The 21,676-nt window shown below is 70.3% G+C and carries 22 protein-coding genes and 2 tRNA genes; 10 read left to right on the top strand and 14 right to left on the bottom strand.

The annotated features are described in order from the left end of the window. Positions 1-26: 26 nt before the first annotated feature. On the top strand, positions 27-1,016 hold the full coding sequence (gene mgrA / locus Dfulv_RS46070; RefSeq protein ID WP_319805852.1) for an L-glyceraldehyde 3-phosphate reductase: 990 nt from the start codon (positions 27-29) through the stop codon (positions 1,014-1,016). A 246-nt stretch (positions 1,017-1,262) separates the two neighbouring features. Here the strand turns inward: mgrA and argS are convergent, their stop codons facing one another. Both argS and Dfulv_RS46080 read right to left on the bottom strand, forming a co-directional pair. After that, complete coding sequence (gene argS, locus Dfulv_RS46075; RefSeq protein ID WP_259860117.1) at positions 1,263-2,942, bottom strand: arginine--tRNA ligase; 1,680 nt, start codon at positions 2,940-2,942, stop codon at positions 1,263-1,265. Positions 2,943-3,001: 59 nt separating this feature from the next. Next, positions 3,002-4,636: a hypothetical protein gene (locus tag Dfulv_RS46080; RefSeq protein ID WP_259869879.1), complete on the bottom strand. Its 1,635-nt coding sequence runs from the start codon at positions 4,634-4,636 to the stop codon at positions 3,002-3,004. Between the two features lie 308 nt (positions 4,637-4,944). On the opposite strand from Dfulv_RS46080, the gene Dfulv_RS46085 reads away from it, so the two are divergent. Together Dfulv_RS46085 and Dfulv_RS46090 are read left to right on the top strand one after the other, a co-directional pair. Further along, positions 4,945-5,035, top strand: a tRNA-Ser gene (locus tag Dfulv_RS46085). A 36-nt stretch (positions 5,036-5,071) separates the two neighbouring features. After that, positions 5,072-5,144: transfer RNA gene (locus Dfulv_RS46090), tRNA-Arg, on the top strand. Here the strand turns inward: Dfulv_RS46090 and Dfulv_RS46095 are convergent. The 4 genes from Dfulv_RS46095 to Dfulv_RS46110 form a co-directional block, all read right to left on the bottom strand. Further along, entirely contained in the window at positions 5,110-6,651 is a 1,542-nt protein-coding gene (locus tag Dfulv_RS46095; protein WP_259860118.1) for a tyrosine-type recombinase/integrase, read from the bottom strand. The two genes, Dfulv_RS46090 and Dfulv_RS46095, sit on opposite strands and share 35 nt — an antisense overlap. A gap of 126 nt (positions 6,652-6,777) precedes the next feature. Further along, positions 6,778-7,035, bottom strand: coding sequence for a hypothetical protein (locus Dfulv_RS46100; RefSeq protein WP_259860119.1), 258 nt, complete (start codon positions 7,033-7,035; stop codon positions 6,778-6,780). Positions 7,036-7,064: 29 nt separating this feature from the next. Beyond that, the gene (locus Dfulv_RS46105) at positions 7,065-7,424 is read right to left on the bottom strand and encodes a class I SAM-dependent methyltransferase (RefSeq protein ID WP_259860120.1); all 360 of its coding nucleotides are present in this window, start codon (positions 7,422-7,424) and stop codon (positions 7,065-7,067) included. Between the two features lie 139 nt (positions 7,425-7,563). After that, a complete protein-coding gene (locus Dfulv_RS46110; RefSeq protein ID WP_259860121.1) occupies positions 7,564-8,094 on the bottom strand; it encodes a pyridoxal 5'-phosphate synthase in 531 nt (176 codons plus the stop codon). 32 nt (positions 8,095-8,126) lie between these two features. On the opposite strand from Dfulv_RS46110, the gene Dfulv_RS46115 reads away from it, so the two are divergent. The 3 genes from Dfulv_RS46115 to Dfulv_RS46125 all read left to right on the top strand — a co-directional run bounded on the left by Dfulv_RS46115 (position 8,127) and on the right by Dfulv_RS46125 (position 9,323). Then, complete coding sequence (locus tag Dfulv_RS46115; protein ID WP_259860122.1) at positions 8,127-8,552, top strand: hypothetical protein; 426 nt, start codon at positions 8,127-8,129, stop codon at positions 8,550-8,552. Then, positions 8,553-8,771: a hypothetical protein gene (locus Dfulv_RS46120; RefSeq protein ID WP_259860123.1), complete on the top strand. Its 219-nt coding sequence runs from the start codon at positions 8,553-8,555 to the stop codon at positions 8,769-8,771. Positions 8,772-8,945: 174 nt separating this feature from the next. Then, a complete protein-coding gene (locus Dfulv_RS46125; RefSeq protein ID WP_259869551.1) occupies positions 8,946-9,323 on the top strand; it encodes a TOBE domain-containing protein in 378 nt (125 codons plus the stop codon). A gap of 163 nt (positions 9,324-9,486) precedes the next feature. On the opposite strand, the gene Dfulv_RS46130 is transcribed toward Dfulv_RS46125, so the two are convergent. The 6 genes from Dfulv_RS46130 to Dfulv_RS46155 form a co-directional block, all read right to left on the bottom strand. Then, a complete protein-coding gene (locus Dfulv_RS46130) occupies positions 9,487-9,909 on the bottom strand; it encodes a hypothetical protein (protein ID WP_259860124.1) in 423 nt (140 codons plus the stop codon). 70 nt (positions 9,910-9,979) lie between these two features. After that, the gene (locus Dfulv_RS46135) at positions 9,980-11,122 is read right to left on the bottom strand and encodes a S1 family peptidase (RefSeq protein ID WP_259860125.1); all 1,143 of its coding nucleotides are present in this window, start codon (positions 11,120-11,122) and stop codon (positions 9,980-9,982) included. A 374-nt stretch (positions 11,123-11,496) separates the two neighbouring features. Next, on the bottom strand, positions 11,497-12,600 hold the full coding sequence (locus tag Dfulv_RS46140; protein ID WP_259860126.1) for an ABC transporter ATP-binding protein: 1,104 nt from the start codon (positions 12,598-12,600) through the stop codon (positions 11,497-11,499). Next, on the bottom strand, positions 12,597-13,448 hold the full coding sequence (locus tag Dfulv_RS46145) for an ABC transporter permease (RefSeq protein WP_406567891.1): 852 nt from the start codon (positions 13,446-13,448) through the stop codon (positions 12,597-12,599). The genes Dfulv_RS46140 and Dfulv_RS46145 overlap by 4 nt, the downstream gene beginning before the upstream one ends. Then, positions 13,445-14,230 carry a molybdate ABC transporter substrate-binding protein gene (gene modA / locus Dfulv_RS46150; protein WP_259860127.1) on the bottom strand — a complete coding sequence of 262 codons (786 nt, stop codon included), beginning with the start codon at positions 14,228-14,230 and terminating at the stop codon, positions 13,445-13,447. Before modA ends, Dfulv_RS46145 begins: the two co-directional genes overlap by 4 nt. Before the next feature lie 38 nt (positions 14,231-14,268). Continuing rightward, a complete protein-coding gene (locus Dfulv_RS46155; RefSeq protein WP_259860128.1) occupies positions 14,269-14,694 on the bottom strand; it encodes a TOBE domain-containing protein in 426 nt (141 codons plus the stop codon). Between the two features lie 103 nt (positions 14,695-14,797). Here Dfulv_RS46155 and Dfulv_RS46160 point away from each other — a divergent pair, with 103 nt between their 5' ends. From Dfulv_RS46160 to Dfulv_RS46170, 3 genes are all read left to right on the top strand, one after another. Further along, positions 14,798-15,841, top strand: coding sequence for a class I SAM-dependent methyltransferase (locus Dfulv_RS46160; RefSeq protein ID WP_259860129.1), 1,044 nt, complete (start codon positions 14,798-14,800; stop codon positions 15,839-15,841). Positions 15,842-15,966: 125 nt separating this feature from the next. Continuing rightward, entirely contained in the window at positions 15,967-16,974 is a 1,008-nt protein-coding gene (locus Dfulv_RS46165; protein ID WP_259860130.1) for a molybdopterin-binding protein, read from the top strand. Next, positions 16,974-17,144, top strand: coding sequence for a hypothetical protein (locus tag Dfulv_RS46170; protein ID WP_259860131.1), 171 nt, complete (start codon positions 16,974-16,976; stop codon positions 17,142-17,144). Before Dfulv_RS46165 ends, Dfulv_RS46170 begins: the two co-directional genes overlap by 1 nt. Positions 17,145-17,452: 308 nt before the next feature. On the opposite strand, the gene Dfulv_RS46175 is transcribed toward Dfulv_RS46170, so the two are convergent. Beyond that, positions 17,453-18,922 carry a tyrosine-type recombinase/integrase gene (locus Dfulv_RS46175; RefSeq protein WP_259869584.1) on the bottom strand — a complete coding sequence of 490 codons (1,470 nt, stop codon included), beginning with the start codon at positions 18,920-18,922 and terminating at the stop codon, positions 17,453-17,455. Positions 18,923-20,033: 1,111 nt separating this feature from the next. Here Dfulv_RS46175 and Dfulv_RS46180 point away from each other — a divergent pair. Continuing rightward, positions 20,034-20,507, top strand: a complete 474-nt coding sequence (locus tag Dfulv_RS46180; protein ID WP_259860132.1) for an FtsK/SpoIIIE domain-containing protein — start codon at positions 20,034-20,036, stop codon at positions 20,505-20,507. Positions 20,508-20,798: 291 nt separating this feature from the next. Here the strand turns inward: Dfulv_RS46180 and Dfulv_RS46185 are convergent, their stop codons facing one another. After that, positions 20,799-21,647: a hypothetical protein gene (locus tag Dfulv_RS46185; protein ID WP_259860133.1), complete on the bottom strand. Its 849-nt coding sequence runs from the start codon at positions 21,645-21,647 to the stop codon at positions 20,799-20,801. Between the last annotated feature and the right edge of the window lie 29 nt (positions 21,648-21,676).

Consider the following 21,676-nt stretch of genomic DNA (forward strand, 5'->3'; position numbering starts at 1 on the left):
TCGCCGATCCTGACCGCTACCGGTCCATGGAATACCGCCGCACCGGGCGCAGCGGTCTGCGCCTGCCCGCCGTCTCGCTGGGGTTGTGGCACAACTTCGGCCACGACCGGCCGCTCGACGACCATCGCGCCGTGGTCCGGCGCGCGTTCGACCTGGGCATCACCCACTTCGACCTGGCCAACAACTACGGCCCGCCGTACGGCTCCGCGGAGGAGAACTTCGGCCGGCTCATCGCGAGCGACCTCGGGCCGTACCGTGACGAGCTGATCATCTCGTCCAAGGCCGGCTACGACATGTGGCCGGGCCCGTACGGCGTGGGGGGCTCGCGGAAGTACCTCACCGCCTCGCTGGACCAGTCGCTGCGGCGGATGGGCCTGGAATACGTCGACATCTTCTACTCGCACCGGTTCGACCCGGAGACGCCGCTGGAAGAGACGATGGGCGCGCTGGACGCCGCGGTCCGCCAGGGCAAGGCGCTCTACGTCGGCATCTCCTCGTACTCGCCGGAGAAGACCGCCGAGGCCGCTTCGCTGCTGCGGCAGATGGGCACGCCGCTGCTGATCCACCAGCCGTCGTACTCGATGCTCAACCGCTGGATCGAGGACGGCCTCCTCGACGTGCTCGGGCGCGAGGGCGTCGGCGCCATCACGTTCTCCCCGCTGGCCCAGGGCATGCTGACCGACCGCTACCTCAACGGCGTGCCGACCGGTTCGCGCGCCAGCGAGAACACCTCGCTGAGGCCCGACTGGCTGACCGAGGAGAACCTCGGCAAGATCCGGGCGCTGAACGACATCGCCGCCCGCCGCGGCCAGTCGCTGGCCCAGATGGCGCTGGCCTGGACGCTGCGCGACCCGCGGGTGACCTCGACGCTCATCGGGGTGAGCAGCGTGCGGCAACTGGAGGACAACGTCGCGGCATTGGACAACCTGTCGTTCTCGGCCGAGGAACTGGCGGAGATCGACAAGTACGCGACCGAGTCGGGCATCAACCTCTGGGCCCGGTCCAGCGCGTCCTGAGCACATCGACGGCGGCGACCTGGTCAGCGCCGCCTGGAGCGCGCGGCCGGTGCGCAGGCCGCGCACCAGGTGGAGAAGCTGTTCGCCCACGAACGGCGGGGCGTGGCCTGGCGCGCGGTGGCCGCATGGCCGAGGGGCTGTTGTCGATCCACGTGCTGGCGGCGATCGTCGCCATCGGGCCCGTGACGGTCGCCGCCAGCATGTTCCCGGCCGTGGTACGGCGTGACGACCGGCCCGTGACCGCGTCTACATGCGGTCGGGTGCGGCGATGCCGAGCAGACCGAGGCCGGTCCGCAGGACCCGGGCGGTGAGGTCGCACAGGACGAGCCGGCCGGCGCGCACCGGCTCCTCGGCCTTCAACACCGGGCACTTGGAGTAGAACGCGGTGAAGGTGGTCGCCAGGCCGTACAGGTAACCGGCGAGCTGGTGGAACTCGAACGACTCGGCGACCTGGTCGACGACGACCGGGAACGTGAGCAACTCGATCGCCAGGGCGTGCTCGGCCGGGTGTTCGACCGTGACGGGGCTGCCGTCGCGAATGGGAGTGGCGTCGCCCCGCTGGAAGATCGAGCGGACGCGGGCGTGTGCGTATTGCAGGTACACCGACGTATTGCCGTTCAGCGCCAGCATCCGGTCGAAGTCGAAGACGTAGTCCTTGACCCTGTCGTTCGACAGGTCGGCGTACTTCACCGCGCCGATCGCCACCGCCGCGGCGACCTCCTCGTTGCCGACCAGGGCCGCGGCGCGCTCGACCGCCTCGTCCAGCAGGTCCGCCAGCTTGACGGTGCCGCCCTTTCTGCTGGCCAGCATCTTGCCGTCGGCTCCGAGCACCGAGCCGAACCCGACCTGCGCGGCGCGCACCGGCGGGGTGAGCCAGCCGGCCTGGGCCGCGACCGCGAACACCATGTCGAGGTGCTGGCGCTGGGGCAGCCCGACGACGTAGAGCAGCCGGGTCGCCCCCAGTGCGCCGACGCGGTGCCGGATGGCGGCCAGATCCGTTGCGGCGTAACCGTATCCGCCATCGCTCTTGCGGATGATGAGCGGCAGCGGCGCACCGTCACGACCGGTGAACCCGGGCGGGAACACGCACTGCGCGCCGTCACTCGTCCGCAGCAGGCCCAACTGCTCCAGGTCGGCCACGACGCCGTCCAGCCGGTCGTTGTAGAAGCTCTCGCCGACGAAGTCGGTTTCCCGGAGCCGGACGTCGAGGCGGTCGTAGAGGCTCATGAGGTACTGCTGGGAAAGGCTTATCAGCCGGTGCCACAGGCGCATCGTGGCCTCGTCGCCGGCCTGGAGCAGGACGACCCGCTGCCGCGAGCGCTGCCGGAACGCCGCATCGGCGTCGAACTTCCGCCGGGCGGCGGGATAGAACTCGCCGACCGCGGTGAGGTCGGCGTGGCTCTCGTCGAGGTCGACGAGATGTTCGAGGAGCATGCCGAACGGGGTGCCCCAGTCGCCGAGGTGGTTCTGCCGGACGACCCGGTGACCGAGCCACTCCAGCAGCCGGACCGCGGCGTCGCCGATGACGATCGAGCGCAGATGCCCGACGTGCATCTCCTTGGCGGCGTTCGGCGCGGCGTAGTCCACGACGACGGTCTCAGGCTCCACAGTGGACACCCCGAGCCGCTCGTCGGCGGCCATCGCACCGACCATCCGCCCGAGCACGCCGTCGGCGACGGTGAGGTTGATGAAGCCGGGGCCGGCGATGGCGATCTCGTCGCACAGGTCGTCGAGGTCGGCGTGCGCGAGCACCTTGGCCGCAAGCGCTCTCGGGTCGCTTCCCGTCCGCCGCGCCAGCCCGAGCGCGGCGTTGGACTGAAAGTCGGCGTGGCCGGATCGCTGGACGGCAGGGTCGACGTGCCCTTCGACCACAAGGGCAAACGCGGTCGCCAGTCTGCTGCGCAGCAGCTGCTCGATGCCTGCCATGCATCAGTACGATACGACGCCGCCGGGTGCCTGACCTCCGATTTTCCGGCCGGACCGGGTCAACGACGGCGGTAGTGGCGGATCGCCCGGGCGGCAAGGAGTTCGGTGCTGCGAGCGGCGTTGACGGCGCCGAGCAGCGGGGTGACGCCGGGGAGCACGCGCCTGGCCAGGCGGGCCGTTGCGGCCTGGAGGAGGCCGGCGCCGAGCATTCTGGCAAACGGGGCCGACAGGCGACTCACGCCGATGGCCCGGGTCGAGCGGCGGGTCGTCGCGGCCTGTTCGGCGGCACGGAGCGCGGCCTCGGCGGTCTCGACGCTGCCGTGGACACGCTGAAGGACGAGCAGCTCGGCAGCGCGCCGGCGGTCGAGGGGATCGTGGCCGTGCACAGCCGCGAGGTGCAGGATGAGTTTGGCGTGGAGCCAGTTGACCCCGGCGGCCTCGATGAGCAACCCCAGCGGCCCGGCGACCCCGGCGGCGAACCCCTGGCGGCGGGCCCGCCGGACGAACTCGCGGACGACCGCGCGGGAGAGGGCGTCCGGGCCCGCGGAGGGATAGGTGGCCGTGTACCACTCCACGCGCCGACGGGCAGCGGGCCCCAGACGCTCGACAGCGACGAGGGCGAGCACCTCGGGCAGGTAGGCGGGGTTGACCCCCGACCACCGGTTCCCCTGCGGGCTCTGCGGCTGGGGCGGTGCCGTCCCGGTGACGACGGCTGCTTCCACCGCAGTGTCGGCAACGGCAGCGGTTTCCTGGACGGCGGTCTGCTCGACGGCGGATTCCTCGACGGCGGTCTGCTCGGCCGGCGTCCGCTCGGCGGGCGGTTCCTCAGTCGGCGGCTGCTCAGCCGGCGCTTCCACAACCGGCGGTTCCTCAACCGGCGCTGCCTTGGCGGCCTTTGTTGCTGCTGCTTTCTTGGTGGGTGCCTTCTTGGCGGGAGTGATCTTGACAGCCGGTTCGGCGCTGACGAGCAGCTCGAGTTGCTCGGTCGACGAGGGCGACGGCTCGGCAGCGGCCTTCTTCGCCACGGCCTTCTTCGGGGCAGTTTTCTTCGGAGTGACCTTCTTCGCGGCGGCCTTCTTGGCCGGTGCCTCCTTCGCCGCCTTTGCGGTGGCCCCCTTGGCGGATGCGTCCTTGGCCGGTGCGTCCTTCGCCGACGTCTTCTTTGCCGATGCCTTCTTTGCCGATGCCTTCTTGACCGGCACTTCCTCGGCCGAGGCCGGCACTTCCTCAACGGGGGCACTCGCGACCGCGGGCTCCTCCGCCGGGGCCGATTCAGCCGGGGCCGCCTTTGCTACAGGCGCCTTCACCGCGGGCACCTTCACCGGTTGGGCGGCATTCTCCGTCGCAGCCGTTGTCGGCGGTGATGCCTTCTTGGCCGGGGCCGCCTTCACCGGCTCCGCTTTCCCGGCCGGGGCCGCCTTCACCGCCGGCTCTGCTTTCTTGAATGGGGCTCCAGGAACGGCCCCGACTGCCGAGGCCGCCTTCTTTGCCGGCGTTTCCTTCACCACCGCCGGCTCGGTGGGGACCTCCTTCGGAGGGTCACTCGCACGAAAGGGTGAAGGCGGGGCAAAAGGGGCGACGGGAGGGGTACGCGGACGTGGAGGCACCTCCGGCACGCTCGCGGGTGGGGTCTCCTGCGGCGGCGGCTCGAAGCGCAGAGAGGTGTCACCGAGCGCCTTGGCATGCGGCCTCATCGCCGGGGGCGTGGTGGCCGACGGGCTCACAGGCGGTACAACATCCGCTTTTGGGGGTTTTTGAGCTTTTCGAGGCTGCGGCGGGGTAGCGTCCTCTCCCATCTACAAGAGCGTAATCGGGAATGCCGCCGCGCGCCGGATGTGACCGAGACCATCGCCAGAATGACGGTGGTCGGCATCACACTTGGCTAGGAGTGCAGCTCAGCGGGGCCATGGACGGGCATCGCACGCCGGGAGGATACCCACTTTGCCGGGGCCTCGGGCGGCCCTGTATCCTCGGACGGCGGCCACCGGCGACGGGGGCTGCTGGAGGCTTCGCCTAGTTCGGTCTATGGCGCCGCACTGCTAATGCGGTTTGGGTCTTAAAGCCCATCCCGGGTTCGAATCCCGGAGCCTCCGCGCAAAACCCGGTGTGTACACTGGGCCGAGCACCGAGCGCCCGTAGCTCAACGGATAGAGCATCTGACTACGGATCAGAAGGTTAGGGGTTCGAGTCCCTTCGGGCGCGCAACATCAAGAGGCGGTTGACCTGCGGAAACGTGGGGAGACCGCTTCTTTGTTTCTGTCCCCTGTGGACGGTGGGTGTCACGTGGGTGCCGCTTGGGTGTCGTCACAGCGCGTGTTTCCAGCCCGCCGGGCAGGTCCTTGATCGCCGTTGTCGGGCCGGTCGATGCGGGCGCCCCGGTGGCCGGTCGGGACTGTGGTCGGTTGCGGCCGGCTTTCTCGCGGATCTTGTTGCGGGTGCGGCGGGCGGTGGTGACGACGAGTTTGGCGGTGGCGTTGGCGCAGCGCCGCTGAGCGACGGGTAGGACGCTGGTGTAGGTGTCGGCGGTGACGAGGATGCTGGAGTGGCCGAGCAGGTCTTGCAGGGTTTTGAGGTCGGCGCCGGCTTGGTGGGCGATGGACGCGGCGGTGTGGCGCAGGTCGTGCAGCCGGATCGGTGGGACGTCGACCCGGCTGAGGAGTTGGCGGAAGCGGCAGCTGACGTTGCTGGGGTGGATGGGTAGGCCGTCCATGCGGACGAAGACGTACCCGGAGTCCTGCCAGGGTTTGCCAGCTGCGCGGCGGCGGGTCCGTTTCTCGATTTGGCGGGCGCGGTGTTGCCGGAGGATCTGCAGGGTGTGTTCGTCGAGGGCGACGGCGCGGGTGCCGGCTGCGGTTTTGGGTGGGCCTTCGATGACCTGGTAGCCGGCGGTGGTGCGGTTGCGGATGATGTACAGGACGCTGCGGTCGAGGTCGATGTCGCTCCAGCGCAGTCCGCAGGCTTCGCCGCGGCGCAGGCCGCGTAGGCCGATGAGCCACCACAGGGCGTAGAGGCTGTCGTCGGTGACGGCGGTGAGGAATGTGGCGAGGTGCTCGGCGGTCCACACGGCGACGGCGGGGCGTTGCCCGGTGTGCTGCCAGTCGGTGACCTGGTCGTCGGTCCAGACTTTGGCGTGTGGGCGGCGGTAGCCGTGGACCTCGATGTGCCGGGCCGGGTTCGACTCGATCATGCCTTCGCGGACGGCGTGGTTGAGCGCCGCGCACAGTGTGGTGCGCAGGTGCTGCATCGCGGACGGGGACTGTGGCTGCCCTTTCCGGTTGGTGGTGTTGGCGATCTCGGCGAACCTGGCCCGTAGCAGTGGCCCGTCGAGATCGGCGAGGCGGAGGGTGCCGAGCCGGGGGAACAGGACCTGTTCGACGTCGCGGGTGTAGTGCAGCATGCTCGTGGGTCGCAGGTGGGTGCGGGTGGTCAGCCAGTACCGCAGCCACCGCTCGACCGTCCAGGACCGGGCGGTCCGTTCCTCACCGGTGCAGGCCAGCCACTCGTCACGGGCCCGTCGGGCGGCGGCCTGGGACGGGTAGCCGCCGCGGCGGACCCGTTCGGAGCGGCCGAGCAGGTTGCGGGCGGAGGCGTGGAAGCACCACGACCCGTGCGCCTGCTCCGTCAACCGCGGGCAGCGCTGTTCCAGCCGCCGACCGCCGCCGTCCCGGCACCCGCACCGCTTGAAGATCACACCCTTGCTTGACCGCATGATCGCCTCCGCCTTCCATCAGCCTGTGGTTCGGATCAGCATGGCGTCGTCAGGAGGCGGTTGGCCGTCACCCGTGAGAGCAACACGGCTCCGCGGCCTGTGGGTGTCGCCGAGCGGGTGGCTGATTCAGGGGTGGCCGGTGAGCAGACGCAGCGAGCCGACGAACTCGGGCTGGATGCGCAGGTGGCCGTGGCGTTTGTCCCAGGCGCCGGTGTCGAGGTCGCGGCGTAGGTGTTCGACTGCGCGGGTTTCGTCGGTGTTGTCGACGAAGGTCCACGCCGATTGTGATCGGCGTCCGGCGGGCTCGAGGAACCGTTCGGGGCGGGCGTAGAACGCTACGGTGAACCCGTCTACGCAGTCGATCGGCACTAGCACCTCCTGCATGTGGCAGGTCGTGCCGATGTGTTCGGCGATCAGGTCCAGTGCCGGGTAGCGGCGGCGATGAGTTCGGGTGCGTATTCGGCGAGCTGCAGCAGGTCGAGGGCGTCGCCGTCGAAGGTGAGGACGACGACCGGCCCGCGGGTGACCCGCCGCAGTTCGCGGAGTCCGGCGGCGGTGTCGGACCATTGGTGCACGGTGACGGAGGCGAGGGCGGCGTCGAAGCTGTCGTCGTCGAACGGCAGCCGTTCCGCGGTCGCGTCCAGCGCCGGTACCCGGTGCGGTGAGCGTCCACAGCATCGCCGCGGACGGTTCGGCCGCGACGACGTACCGGTCGGTGGGCTCGTAGGAGCCAGCGCCCGCGCCGACGTTGGTGATCGTGCGGGCGTCGCCAAATGCTGCGTGGACGCGTGCTTCGATGCGTGGGTCGGTGCGGCGCTGGTTGGCGTAGCCGTGGCCGTGTTGGTGGTAGTCGACGTCGCCGGCGGGCATGGCGGCTCCTCCCGTTGTGGCGGGGCTGGTGGACGGGCCGGTTCAGGGTTGCAGGCGCTGTGGCACCCAGCCGTCAGGCCTGAGCTCGTAGCGCAGGCGGCAGTGCAGCCGGTCGACGCTGCCGTGCCAGAACTCGATGGTGGCGGGTTCCAGGCGGTAGCCGGCCCAGCTGTCCGGGCGGGCGATCGGGGTGCCGGCGGTGAGGAGGTCCGCGGCGCGCTGCCGTAACCCGGCCTCGTCGTCAAGTGGTGTGCTCTGCCGGGACGCGGCGGTGGTGGCCTGCGCGGCGGTGGTGGCCTGCGCGGCGGTGGTGGCCTGCGCGGCGGTGGGCCGCTCGGCGAACAACGCCTCGGATTCGACGGCAGGCAATCGCCGGACGGGGCCAGCGACGTGGATCTGCTGGAGGGTCTTGCGCCAGTAGAACGTCGCCGACGCGTACGGCCGGACGGCGATGTCAGTGCCTTTGCGGCTGCCGGTGTGGGTGGTGAACACAAGGCCGCGCGGGTCGAACGATTTGAGCATCACGACCCGGCTTGACGGGGTGCCGGCGGCGTCGGCGGTGGCCAGGACCATCGCGTCGCTCGTGAAAGGGCGGAAACCGCATCGTGTCCGAAACCCCTCTGTGGCTGCAGGGCCGCACCGCCGTCATCGACGAAGGGGACCCGTCGGGCTGGCGTGACGGCACCACCCCCGACTACCACCTCTCCCACACCGTCATGCCCGGCCAGCGCACCACCCAGCACGCACCCGACTCGCTCGAGGCGATCGTCGAGAGCATCGTGCAGGTCTTCGAGATGGAAGTCTCGTATAAGAAGGACCCGGCGACCTGGGTGTCGATGGTCACCGAGCACTTCCGCACGAACGTCAACGGCGGGGGCTGGGCCAGCGCGCAGGACATCGTCGACATCGGCAGCTACAACATCCTGATCGGCGAGAGCCCGTTCTACCGCAGTGGTCAGGAGTCGTTCGAGTCCTCGCATCACATCTTCCACCAGGCGTTCCCGGGCGGGTTCTACTGGGAGGTCCTGTAGGTGCTCAGCCCGCCGCCGGTGGTCACGTTCAAGTGGCGGCACTGGGGCGCGTTCGAAGGGGAATACCACGGACATCAGCCCGACGGGACGACGGTCGAGATGTTCGGGATCAGCGTCGCTAAGCTCAGCGATGACCTGAAGCTGCTGGAGGTTGAGCACTACTACGACCCGAACCAGTTCCTCGGCAAGCTCACCGGCGGCTGCCCCGTCACGCACTGACGCTCACCTCGGCGTGGCCACCCGGCGCGGCCGGGGTGGCCACGCCGCTTCCGCCGCACCCGCCTGATCGGGCGTCTACGGTGAGGTGACCGACGTACGACGACCCCGGCCGCGGTGCCGGGGCGGTGGTGGAGGTGGCGTGTGCGGCTCAGTGTGCGGAACCGGTTTCCCGGCATGGTGACGGCGGTTGCCGTCAGCACGGTGCAGGTGCGACTGGCCGGCGGTCAGCTGATGACGGCCGCGATTACCGCCGACTCGGCGCGCGAGTTGGACCTGGCCGAAGGCGCATCGGTGTTGGTGCTGGTCAAGTCCACGGAGGTGGCGATCGCCGTGGGCGAGGTGCAGCGGATCAGCATCCGGAACCATTTGCTCGGCACGATCGAGGCGGTCGAGCACGGCGCGGTGATGAGCACCGTGCGGGTGGCCTTGGATGGTGGAGAGACGGCGACCGCGGTGATCACCCGCGACGCCGCGGAAGACCTCGGACTGGCGTCCGGCGGCCGAGTCACAGCGCTGGTGAAGTCGACCGAGGTCAGCGTGGCGTTGCCGTAGCCGGATGCATGCAGGCCACGGCGGCTTCTGCGCCTGTTGGAACGTCTGGCCGGGTGGGCCTGGGGTCTGGTGGCGTTGACGTGCGCCCGTTGACCGGCCAGTGCATCGGTGGCGTCGCAGCCGTGTGGAGTGACTGGTGGGCCTCGTGGTGTGGGATGCGCTGCTACGACAACGGGACGATGTCGTCGAGGGTCACGGTGATCAGGTCGGCGCCGTATCGCGTGAGCAATGCAGCACGTGCGGCTGTCGCGTGCGGCGAGAGGATCTCGACGCGGGTCCCGTCGTGCGGCACCATGATCGCTGCGATGCGCACGCCGCTCGCGCGCCAATACTCCCGGTCGGCCGCGACCCGCGCAGCGACGCGTTCGAGTGCCGATCGGGTGTGCTCGGCAGGAAAAAACCGGACCGAGGCCCGGAGGTGACCGCGTACCTCGTCGTCGAGTGCTGACGGTGTCGTGCGGTAGATGTGTACGCCGCTGCCGTCGTCGGTACGTGCGAGCCCGGCGTAGGAGTCCGGGTAGGTCCGGGCGAGGTACCTGTCGAGAACGCTGAGATCTGTGGGGTCCCAGGGGTCGTCGATGGTCACGGGGTTCCTCACGGTGCCGGGGTGGTGTGCCGGACGACGGCGATCCGCCGCCCGGCACCGTACGTCCACGTTACAGCGTGGCCAGCGAAACCCTGAAGTACGAAAGCAGCATGGAGATCGGAATGATGGTGATGCGGTTGTAGCACTTGCGGGTCGGGTTCGTCGGCACGCCGGTGCATCCGACCACGGTGGCGGTCCGGCCGCCTGAGATGATTCCCTTCGCGATGACCTGGTCGGGGTTGCTGGCCAGGCTGAACACCGGGCCTCCGCTGTCGCCGTCTCCGGCGGCGTTGCCGCCGTTGTCCTGCCGTGCCTCGATGATGCCGGCCTGGTGCCAGCCGCCGACGTCGGAGCTGGCGTTCGTCGACGTCACCCGCACCCCGCAGACCACGCCGGAGAACGATCCTGACGTGCAGGTCAGATCGCCGACCGCGCTGCCGGCTTGGCCGACAACGGGCTTGTTGTACCCGGATCCGTTGTTCCAGGCGCCGTCGTAGACCCGTGCCGACGCCGAATTCGGCGACAGGTTGATCAGCATCGAGTCGATCTCCCGCCCGGCGAACGCGACCGAGCCGATGGTGGCGCCGGCGCCGTTGCGCACCGCGTTCGGCGCCGAACCGCAGTGCGCCGCCGACGTCGTGTAGTAGGTGCTGCCCGAGCGGACGATGAAGCCGCTGGAGCAGACCGCACCGACCTGGTTCGGCGCACTGAGGATCTGCAGTCTGGCGCCGCCGTAGTACGGTGCCGAGTCGTTCTGCCGGGCCAGCGGCTCCGTGCCGCCCTCCACGAGCGTGCGAACGACAGCCCGGTTTGCGCGCCGCGCGTTCAGTGACGGCTGCGCCTTCGACACCGAGATCTCGATGCCGCTGCCGTCCTCGAGCGCGACGAGGCGGTGGGCCCGGTACTCCGGTGCGGTGCCGGCGTCGTCGCTGCGGATCTGCTTGATCTGCGCGTTCAGTTCGGCGCGTGAATACGACGCCGGCACCACCTCTGCTGTCATCCCGGCCGGTAGGCTGGCCAACGCCTTGGTGATGTTTGCGGGCGGGGTGCCCTTCCAGTACAAGGTGAAGCGGTTCTGTTCCGGGCTGATCACCACGCCGGCATAGCCGGGGAGGTCCGCCACCTTCTGCGGGTCGAGACCGGCCAGGAGCGGTTCGATGACCTCGTGGATGGCGTTCTGGTTGCGCATCGCCTGCAGCACTGCAGGTGACACGGTGCTCGATGACTCCAACGTGTCAGGACTCGCCTGTGCGGTTCCGCTGACAAGACACGTCGCAGCCATGGCCGAAACGGCGCAGATGGCGACGCGCAGATACTGTCGAGCTTTCAACAATTCCTCCCCTGTAAGGATCGTCGATGTCGCAGCAAGAGATCGACGTCGATCTCGCCGCAGTAGCGTATGGGATGGGCGGACCTGGATGTACCCGCTGCGACATACGCGACGAATTGCCCCGACAGGGAGGGAGCAGAGTGGCGGCGGCGGTATCGACGCAAGCAGCGGGTACCCACGGTGTTTGCCGCCGCCGCGACGGTGGCACGATCGTCATCGTTGCGACCGGGTGGCGATCACGAGCGCTGTGATGCGCGTCAGGCGGGGTATGCCTGGGTTTCCGTGGCCTTGACCGCAGCCCATACATGCTCGCCCGGCGCGAGGTGCAGTTGTGCGGCGGCGGCCGGAGTGATGTCGGCGGCGACCGTGATCGGGCCGTCCAGTTGGACGCGGAGGTTGTCGCCGTGGCGCTGGATTCCGGTGATGGTCGCCGGCCAGGTGTTGCGCGGACTGCCGTCGGGGCGGCGCGGGTGCAGGGCCACCGCCGCGGGCGGGAACACCGCGAAGACGTCGCCGATGTGCCGGTCGCTGCAGGTGAGGACGAACCCGTCGGCAAGGTGCACGTCGTGGCCGTCGGCGCGTCCCCGGTACAGGTTGAGCCCGACGAGTCTGGCGACGTAGTCGGTGCGGGGCCGGGCGGTGACGGTGGCCGCGTCGCCTTCCTGCACAACCTGGCCGTCCTCGACGATGACGAGCCGGTCGGCGAGGACGAGGGCGTCGAGCGGGTCGTGGGTGACGAGGAGCGTCGCGCCGGGGTGGGCAGTGAGGTGGTGGTGCAGTTCGGCGCGGGTGTCCAGGCGGGTGCGGGCGTCCAGCGCGGCAAGAGGTTCGTCGAGCAGCAGCAGGGCCGGGTCGACGGCGAGAGCGCGGGCGAGCGCGACCCGCTGCGCCTGACCGCCGGACAACTGCCGGGGTTTGCGGCGGCCGTACTCGGCGAGCCCGACCCGGGTCAGCCACGCCTGGGCCGTGGCTCGCGCGGTGCGCCGGTCGACGCCGCGGCGGCGGGGTCCGAACGCGACGTTGTCCAGCGCGGTCAGGTGTGGAAAGAGCAGATAGTCTTGGAAGACGACGCCGATGGGGCGGTCCTCGGTCGGGGTCCAGGTCCGGCGCGCGGGCCGGTCCAGGTCGGTGCCGGCCAGGGTGAGATGGCCGTCGGTGAGCGGTTGGAGACCGGCGAGGGCGCGCAGGGCCGTGGTCTTGCCGGCACCGTTCGGGCCGAGCAGCGCGACGACCTCGCCCGCGGCGATGCGCAGCGCGATGTCGAGGCTGAAGGTGCCCCGGTCGACGAGCAGGTGCGCGTCGAGCAGCGGAGGGTCGCCTGCGACCGGGGTGGCGGTGGCGGGCTTGGACGCGTCGGTCATGAGCTGCCACTGATCCAGCGGTCGCGGAGCCCGGCGAGGATGGTCACCGAGACGATGAGCAGGACGAGGCTGAGCACGATCGCGGCGTCCAGGTCGCCGCCTTCCAGGGTCTGGTACACGGCCAGGGGCATGGTCTGGGTGATGCCGGGGTAGTTGCCGGCGAAGGTGATGGTGGCGCCGAACTCGCCCAGCGCGCGGGCCCAGCACAGGACACCACCGGCGGCGATACCGGGCGCGACGAGCGGCAACGTGACGTGGGTGAAGGTGACCCAGCGGCCGGCGCCGAGGGTGGCTGCGGCCTCCTCGTAGCGGCGGTCCGCGCCGCGCAACGCACCTTCGACGGCGATGATCAGGAACGGCATGGCCACGAACGCCTCGGCGAGCACGACACCGGTGGTGGTGAACGGCAGCGTGAACCCGAACGTCTCATCCAGCCACGAGCCGAGCAGGCCGCGGCGGCCGAAGACGAGCAGCAGCGCCACACCACCGACGACCGGTGGCAGCACGAGCGGGACGGTGACGAGCGCGCGGACCAGGCGCCGGCCGGGGAACTCGACCCGGGCCAGGAGCCACGCGATCGGGACGCCGAGGGCGAGGCAGAGCAGGGTGGCGAGAGTGGCGCACTGCAGCGACAGCCGCAGCGCGGTGAGCACGCCGGGTGCGGTGAGCCGCTGCGGCAACGTACTCCACGGCGCCCGGATCAGCAGCCCCGCAAGCGGCAGGATCAGGTACAGCAGTCCTACTGCCGCGGGCAGCAGCAGGGCGATCGGCGCCTGCCGGCCAGGGGCTCGACGGCGGAGCGGCCCGGTGCCGGGCCGCCCCGCCGTGCCGGTGTCGGTGCTCGTCACGGGGCCTGGAAGCCGGCCTCGGTGAGCACGGTCTTGCCCTTGTCGGACAGGACGTAGGCGATGAACGCCTTCGCTCCGGCCGCGTTCTTGGCCTCCTTGAGCGCGATGATCGGGTAGTCGTTGATCGCACCGGCCGACTCGGGGAACTCCACACCGTCGACGTCTTTCGCGGCGGTCTTGGCGTCGGTGCGGTAGACGAGGGCGGCGTCGACCTCACCGAGTCTCACCTTCGACAGCGCGGCCTTCACGTCCTGCTCCAGGGTGACCGGGGTGAGCTTCACCTGGGCGGTGTCGAGGGCCTTCTTGGCCGCCGCGCCGCACGGCACCTGCTCCGCGCACAACGCCACCTTCACGCCCGGCTTGGTCAGGTCGGCTAGGCCCTTGATCGCCTTCGGGTTGCCCTTCGGCACGACGATGACGAGCTGGTTTTTCACGAACGTCGTCGCAGTGCCGTCGCCGTTGCCGGCGTCGGTGACGGTCTTCATGTTCGCCGGCGCCGCGGAGGCGAACACATCAGCCAGGGCGCCCTGGTTGATCTGGGTGGCGAGGGCGGAACTGCCGCCGAAGTTGAACTTCACCGTCGTGCCCGGGTTCGCGGCCTCGAAGTCCTTGCCGAGCTTGGTGAACGTCTCGGTCAGCGACGCCGCCGCGAACACGTTCACCGTACCGGTGACACCGGTGGCGGCGCCGCTGGACGTGGTGCCGGTCGCAGGAGTCTCGGTGCTGTCACTGCCGCAGCCGGTCACGGCGAGCAGTGCCACGGCGGCCAACGCCGTCAGCATGGTGCCAGTACGGCTGCGGGTATCTGTGCGGTGCAGGTTCACGTGGTGGTCCTTCCTCTATGTGCCACGGTCGGGGTGGACCGCTCCACCACGACCGTGGTCGACTTGATCACTGCCACCGCAACCGAGCCGACCTGCAGGTCGAGCTCGTCGACGGCTTCTCGGCTCATCAGCGACACCAGCCGGAACGGTCCGGCCTGGATGTCGACCTGCGCCATGACGGTGTCCTTCACCACCGCGGTGACGATGCCCCGCAGCCGGTTCCGCGCTGAGGACGCCTCCGCCCGCCCGTTCGGGTCGCCGCCCTGGCCGCTGACGTATGCGGCCAGTTCGACGCCGTCGATCGTGCGGTGGCCGTGCTCGTCGCGGGTCGCGGTCAGCCGCCCGGCGTCGACCCAGCGGCGGACCGTGTCCGGGCTGACCCCGAGCAGGTCGGCCGCCTCACCGATCTGAAATACCGTCACACGGGCACCCTAGCGTTTCGCAGGTGCGGCGCGGAACCGGCCGCACGGGCCGCATGTTCAGCAGCCCGTAGCGCTGGGACTGCCGCATCTGCATCATGGAGGCATGACCGGCGACCGAGGACCAGCGCCACCACGTCCGACGGCCGCAGAACTGCAGCGCTGGGCGACGGTGCTGGACCACCTCGTCGCCGCGCTGCCCGAGCGGGCCGCCCGCGTCGTCGTGGACGGCACCGACGGAGGCGCCGCGCTCCTCGCGGACCGGCTCGCCGGACGGCTGCACGACGCCGGCCGGCACTGCGTCCGGCTCACCGCCGCGGCCTGCACCAGCCAGGACGACGGCTGGCGGACCTGCGCCGCCGTCAGCGTCGTCGTCGCCGACGGACCGGGATGGCGGGACCGGCTCCCCGCCGACGCCTGGGACCTCGTCGTCTGGGTCCGCACCCCACCGGCACCCGCCACCTCCGGCAGCTACCGAGATGAAGACGCCGACGCCGTCATCGACCTGCACGACCGCGCCTGGCCGGTGATCCGTGACCTCAACCCACACCTCGTCCCCGGCGATGTCTGGTACCGCACCGACTCCCAAGCGTTCTTCGCCACCCGCGCCGCCACCTGGGACACCAAGTTCGGCGACGACCTGCCCGCCTACACCGCCGCCGTCACCGAAGCCGGCATCCAAACAGGTGGGGTCGCCGTCGACGTCGGCTGCGGCACCGGCCGAGCGTTCCCCGCGCTGCGCGACGCGGTCGGCCCGCACGGCACGCTCATCGGCGTTGACCTCACCCCGCAGATGCTCACCGCCGCCCGGGACCGCGCCCGCACCTGCGCCGCGACCCTGCTGCTGGCCGACGCCCGCCGGTTCCCACTCGCCGACGCCTCCGTCGACGCCGTCTTCGCCGCCGGACTCATCACCCACCTGCCCGACCCCACCGCCGAACTCGCCCGGATCACCCGCCCCGGCGGCCGGCTCGTCCTGTTCCATCCCTCTGGCCGCGCCGCCCTCGCCGCCCGCCACGGCCGCACCCTGCGCCCCGACGAGCCACTCGCCGAACCCGTCCTGCGCGCCACCACCGCCCGCACCGGCTGGGAGTTGACCAGGTACGACGATCCGGAACACCGGTTCCACGCCGTCGCCGAACGCCGCTGAGCCACCCGGCCGGTTAGCTCACAACACTCCCGGCGGCAGGAGAGGGTTGGTGGTAGCGGCGTCGCAACAGCCCGAGCACGTCGAGGACACTTTCGCCGCCGTCAAGTGGAGCCGTGCAGCCGACAATGCTCCCCACCCCGCACCGGCAGGGGCAGCACCGCACGATGCCGTGGCACACCGCGTACGCCACCGCACGTGACACCCTGCGGCCGCTCCCCGCTGAGGAGACCGCCGTCGGGGCCGCGGTCGGTCGGGTCGTGGCGACGTCCGCGTACGCAGTCACGCCGATACCCGCCTTCGACACCGCCACCATGGACGGCTACGCCGTCGCCGGTGAAGGCCCGTGGACCGTGACCGGCCGGATCCTCGCCGGCCAGACGACGCCGGTGACACACCTGCACGCTGGGACCGCGGTGGAGATCGCCACCGGCGCGGCGGTCCCCGACGGCACCGACGCCGTCCTTCCCTACGAGCACTGCCACCGCGACGGATCCACCGTGACCGGCACCCTCGGCGCCCGTGCCCACGTCCGCCGTCTCGGCGAAGACCGACCGGTCGGTTCCGTCATCGTCCCGGCCAGCCGGGCGCTGACCGCCACCGCTGCTGCCGCCGCCGACCAAACCGGCATCGAGACCCTGTGGACCCATCGGCCGCCCACCGTGGCCCTGCTGATCACCGGCGACGAAGTGATCACCGCAGGCACACCAACGCGGGGACAGGTTCGCGACACCTTCACCGGCCTTGCCGCCGCCGTCACGGCTCGCGCCGGCGGACATCTCCATACCGTCGGGCAGGTGGCCGACGGACCCGTTGATCTGCACGCCGCGCTCGCCACCGCCACCGCCGATGTCATCGTCGTCACCGGCTCCTCCTCAGCTGGCGCCGCCGACCACCTCCGCACCGTTCTCACCACCCACCAGGCCACCTGGCACGTCGACGGTGTCGCCTGCCGACCCGGCCATCCACAAGCCTCGCCGAACTCCCCGACGGCCGGTGGGTCGTCAGCCTCCCCGGCAACCCATACGCCGGCCTCGTCGCCGCACTCAACCTCCTCGAACCACTCCTACGCACTCTCGCCGGACAACGGCCAACCCCACTCCCGACCGTGCCGACCGTTGGCACTACCCGCCTGATGCCCGACGGCACCCGCATCATCCCCGTCCACTACCAAGAAGGCATCGCACAGATCATTCCCGCCACCGGCTCCGCGAGCCTCCACGCGGCAGCAACCGCCGACGCCCTCGCAGTCCTCACCGCCGACTGGCGACCCGGCGACCTGGCACCCACGCTGGCCATCCCGTAGCCACGGCGACTTGAACGAGGATGATGCTGTCCGCCATCGACGGATAGCGCCACCACCCGCATGGGGTGCATCGCGATCGCGTTGTGTTCCTGCGGTGATCGGACGTTCCGCAACCGTCGGGCACAACGCGCGCAGAATCGGCACGGGACCGTTGCGCAGCCCTGCATGTGATCGCAGCGAAAGATGCAGCGCCGAGCGAGATCGCGTGGACCAGCGGATACGCGCCGCGCACTTCCGGCACAGCCCCTTGCGAAACGACACGATTCGTGAGAGTGTAATCGTGGGAGAGGATTAACCTGAACTACGGATCAGAAGGTTAGGGGTTCGAGTCCCTTCGGGCGCGCAACATCAAGAGGCGGTTGACCTGCGGAAACGCGGGACGGCCGCTTCTTTGTTTCTGTCCGCTGTGGACGGTTGGTGTCACGCGGGTGCCACGGTGGTGTCGTCACGCTCTGCGACACCGTCCTGGTCGGTGGGGGTGTGACCTGCGGCTTCTTGACGTTGGTCGGTCGTGCCGGGGTCGGCACACCTTTCGCGGTTCGCTGGTGGCGCCGGTTCCGGCGGCTCTTGCCGCGGATCTTCTCTCGGGTGCGGCGGTCGGCGGCGAGGACGAGCTTCGCGGTGGCGTCGGCGCACTTGCGCTGGGCGAGCGGGAGGACGCTGGTGTAGGTGTCGGCGGTGATCACGATGCTGGAGTGCCCGAGCAGGTCCTGGAGCGTCTTGAGGTCCGCGCCGGCTTCGTGGGCCAGGGACGCGGCGCCGTGCCGCAGGTCGTGCAGCCGCACGGGTGGGACGCCGGCGCGTTTGACGAGGAGCCGGAACCGTCCGCTGGCGTAGCCGGGGTGGATCGGGTTGCCCTCCTTGCCGACGAACACGTACCCGGAGTCGCGCCACACCTTTCCGGCGGCGAGTCGCCGCTCACGCTGCTGGGCTTGCCGACGGCGGTGCTCGCGCAGCACCTTCACGGTGCGGCGGTCCAGGGCGACCGCCCGCCGTCCGGCGGCGGTCTTCGGTTCGCCCTCGATCACCTGGTAGCCGGCGGTGGTCCGGTTGCGGACGACGAACAGCACGCCGTGCTCGAGGTCGAGCTCCGACCAGCGCAGCCCGCACGCCTCACCCCGGCGCAGGCCGCGCAGGGCGGTGAGCCACCACAGCGCGAACAACGCGTCGTTGGTGACGCTGTGGAGGAAGGTGGCGAGTTGGTCGGCGGTCCAGACCGCGACGGAGGGTCGTTCGCCGGTGCGTTCCCATTCCTCGACGCGGCCGTCGGTCCAGACCTTGGCGTGCGGTTTGCGGTAGGACGGGACCTCGATGTGTCGGGCCGGGTTGGCGGCGATGACGCCTTCGCGGACGGCGAGGTTGAGCGCGGCGCGCAAGGTCGTGCGCAGGTGCTGCATCACGGAGGCGGACTGCGGCTGGCCTTTGGTGTTGGTGGTCTGCGCGATCTCGGTGAATACGGCGCGGAGCCGGCGGCTGTCGAGATCGGCCAGGCACAGCCTGCCGAGGTGAGGGATGAGGACGCGTTCGACATCGCGGGTGTAGTGCAGTTTGGTCGTCGGGCGGATGCTGGTGCGGCTGGACAGCCAGTACCGCAGCCACCGCTCCACCGTCCACGACCGGGCAGTGCGGTCCTCACCAGTGGTGGCCAGCCACTCATCCCGCGCTTTCCGCGCGGCTGCCTGCGACGGGTAGCCACCGCGCCGGGCGCGTTCCGGACGGCCGAGCAGGTTCGTGGCCGAGCAGTGGAAGTACCAACTGCCATGTCCGCGTTCCGCCAGTCGGGGACACACGCGTTCCAGCCTGCGTCCGGCGTCGTTACGGCATCCACACCGTTTAAAAATCACACCTGTGTCCGCCATGGCCGTGCCCTTCTCCTCGCCCGTCCTGGCATCCAGGGTGAGCGCTATCCAGGCAGGCGGACGTCACCCGAACGAGCAACGGATCCGGCATCGGCGCCGAGCGCACCGCGGCATGAGTGCGCACCTGATCAAGGCCGCTGTGGGCGCTTCTCGCTTGATGGCGGTCAGCGCAGCCCGGGCTGAGCCGACCGCCGACCGGCGGATGCATGCCACGCCCAAGTCTTCGCCCCCCGCAACAGCGCCAGAGCCGAGTGCGACCGCTGGGGCCCGCCAGGGAACAGCGCGCGAATGCGGGGAGCAATGCGGGAGCAGCCCGGAGCGCTAAACAGCGCTGTACCGCGCTGAACAACCCCCTACTGTTGCGTACTGCTCCCCTGTTTCTGCACGTCGTTGCGTTGCCGCAGGTCAGAGTCGGTGCAGCGTCATGGTTCATACGAAGCGTTCTACTGCGCTGAACCCACTTCAACCGCTGTCAAGACAGCCTGGCCACGCATGCAACGATCGCCGTCACCGTAAGGCGTGGAGGCAGGTCAGGGCCTTGCGCGGGAGCAGATTTGGGAGCAGTACAGCGAAGTGGTCAGCAGGTGCGTCAGCACCAACCTGGCTGGCAACCATCATGAAATGATCAAGGCCGGGAACAGCGCAATCACAATGGATTGACCCCTTCGGAAACACCGAAGCGTCCATCAGGCGGAAACCAAGGCGATGAGCGATGGATCTGGTTCGCTCGGAGTGCAACGGCGCGTTCTTCCGGCCGTGAACCGGACCCACAGGCCCAGGGGAGGCCGGGACGCGGCCTGACGCCCGATGGCCACCACTTCCTTGCCGCACTGCCCCGCATCGACGGCCGGCAACAGACCGACGACCTGACCGCCGCGGTCGACATCTGGTCACGGGGCTGCGGGAGGGCCGGCCCGGGCCGCCCGCGCCGCCGATCACGCTGCTGCCCGAGGCGCTGCCGTACGAGGCGCTGCCCCCACCCCGGGATGGCCGGCCGCCGATCGGCATCGCCGAGTTCGACCTCCAGCCGGTGTTCCTCGAAGCGGAGCGCGAGCCGCACCTGCTGCTGTTCGGCGACTCGGGTAGCGGCAAGAGCTCGTTCCTGCGCGGGCTGGCCCGGGGCATCACCCAGGCGTACCAGCCCGGCCAGGCGCGCATCATCCTGATCGACTACCGGCGCAGCCTGCTCGGCTGCGCCGGTACCGACCACCTCATCGGCCACGCCACCGCCCGCCAGGTCGCCGACGAGATGGTGCAGCAGGCGGCGGCGCTCGAGGAGCGGCTGCCCGGCCCGGACGTGACCGCCGCGCAGCTGTGCGACCGCGGCTGTGGCGCGGTCCCGAGCTGTTCCTGCTGGTCGACGACTACGACCTGGTGGCCGCCGGTGTCGACAACCCGCTGTTGCCGTTGGTGGAGCTGTTCGCCCAGGGCCGGGACATCGGCCTTCACGTCGCACTGGCTCGCGACGCGCACGGCGCAGCCCGCGCGCTGTTCGATCCGGTGATCGGTCGCATTCGAGAACTGGCCTCGACCGGCATCCTGCTGTCCGGTCCCGGTGAGGAGGGCGCGCTGCTCGGCGGCGTCAGGCCGCAGCCCCTGCCGCCCGGCAGGGGCTGGCTGGTCACCCGGCGCGAGGGCCGACGGGTCGTACGCTTCCCGTGGGTACCGCCGGCGCCTTTATGGGCGCCGAGACGGCGCTCGCTGTCCTGTCGATGTCACGGTTCGAACAGCGAGCCTGTCAACGTCGGCACCTGCGGTGCGCCCGGTCGTGCCTGCACGTAAGGCGGCCGTCGCGTCAACCGCCCGCGACGGCCGAGTGCGGTTCGGCGGTCAACCGGCTGTCGCGCCCGATCGCAACGAGCTGCTCGAGGGTCAGCACCGGGTCGGCCTGCGATCCCGGGCCGGCGCCGGCCTGGCCGCCTTGGTTATCCGCCCCGAGCACGATCGCCTGGCCGTCGGGGCGGTCGACGATCACGAAGTTGGAGCGGATGCCGTTCGCGTTGGTCACGCGCTGCAGCACCTTGGTCCCGTCGGCCTCGGTGTGTACGTTGCACGGCCCGGTCTCGCCCTGCGCGAAGCACTCGTTCGGCGGGTGAAAAGCCGGCCCCCGGGTGCCCAGGTTGACCACGAGTCTGCCACTCCGTCCCTGAAGCTGCAGGTTCGCCTCGGCGCGGTAGCCGTCGCTGGCGATCGTGTCGGTCCACATGTACTTCGGGTTGAACGCGTGGGCCGGAATAATTACGCCGGGGGCGTGGGCCGTGATCGCCTGCGGGAGTTTCTGTGCCAGGTACATCTCCACGTAGTTCGCCCGGTCCCGAGCCACCGGGCCCTTTGGCTGGGAGGTCCCGCTCGCGCCGACCCCGGACGGCGGCCCTGGGCTGTCGACGACAGACGGGGCGGCCACCGCCGCGCCGTTCGAACCGGCGCCGTTGCCGCCGGGACCGCCGACACCGCTCCCGCCGGTCGAGCCGCTGGCGAGCACCACGGCGGCGCTGACCGCGGCGGCCGTGGCGGCGCCGCCCGAGCCCACCGTGGCCAGGCGGCGCACGACCGCGCGGCGGCGGCCCCGGGCGATCACCTTGTCCACGTCGATCGGCGATGGCGGTACCACGCCGATCGCCGCGTCGAAGTCATCGCGCATCATCACACCTCCGGTGCGTTCGTGTACAAATC

The organism is Dactylosporangium fulvum, assembly GCF_025137375.1.
In the GTDB taxonomy this organism is placed as follows: domain Bacteria; phylum Actinomycetota; class Actinomycetes; order Mycobacteriales; family Micromonosporaceae; genus Dactylosporangium; species Dactylosporangium fulvum.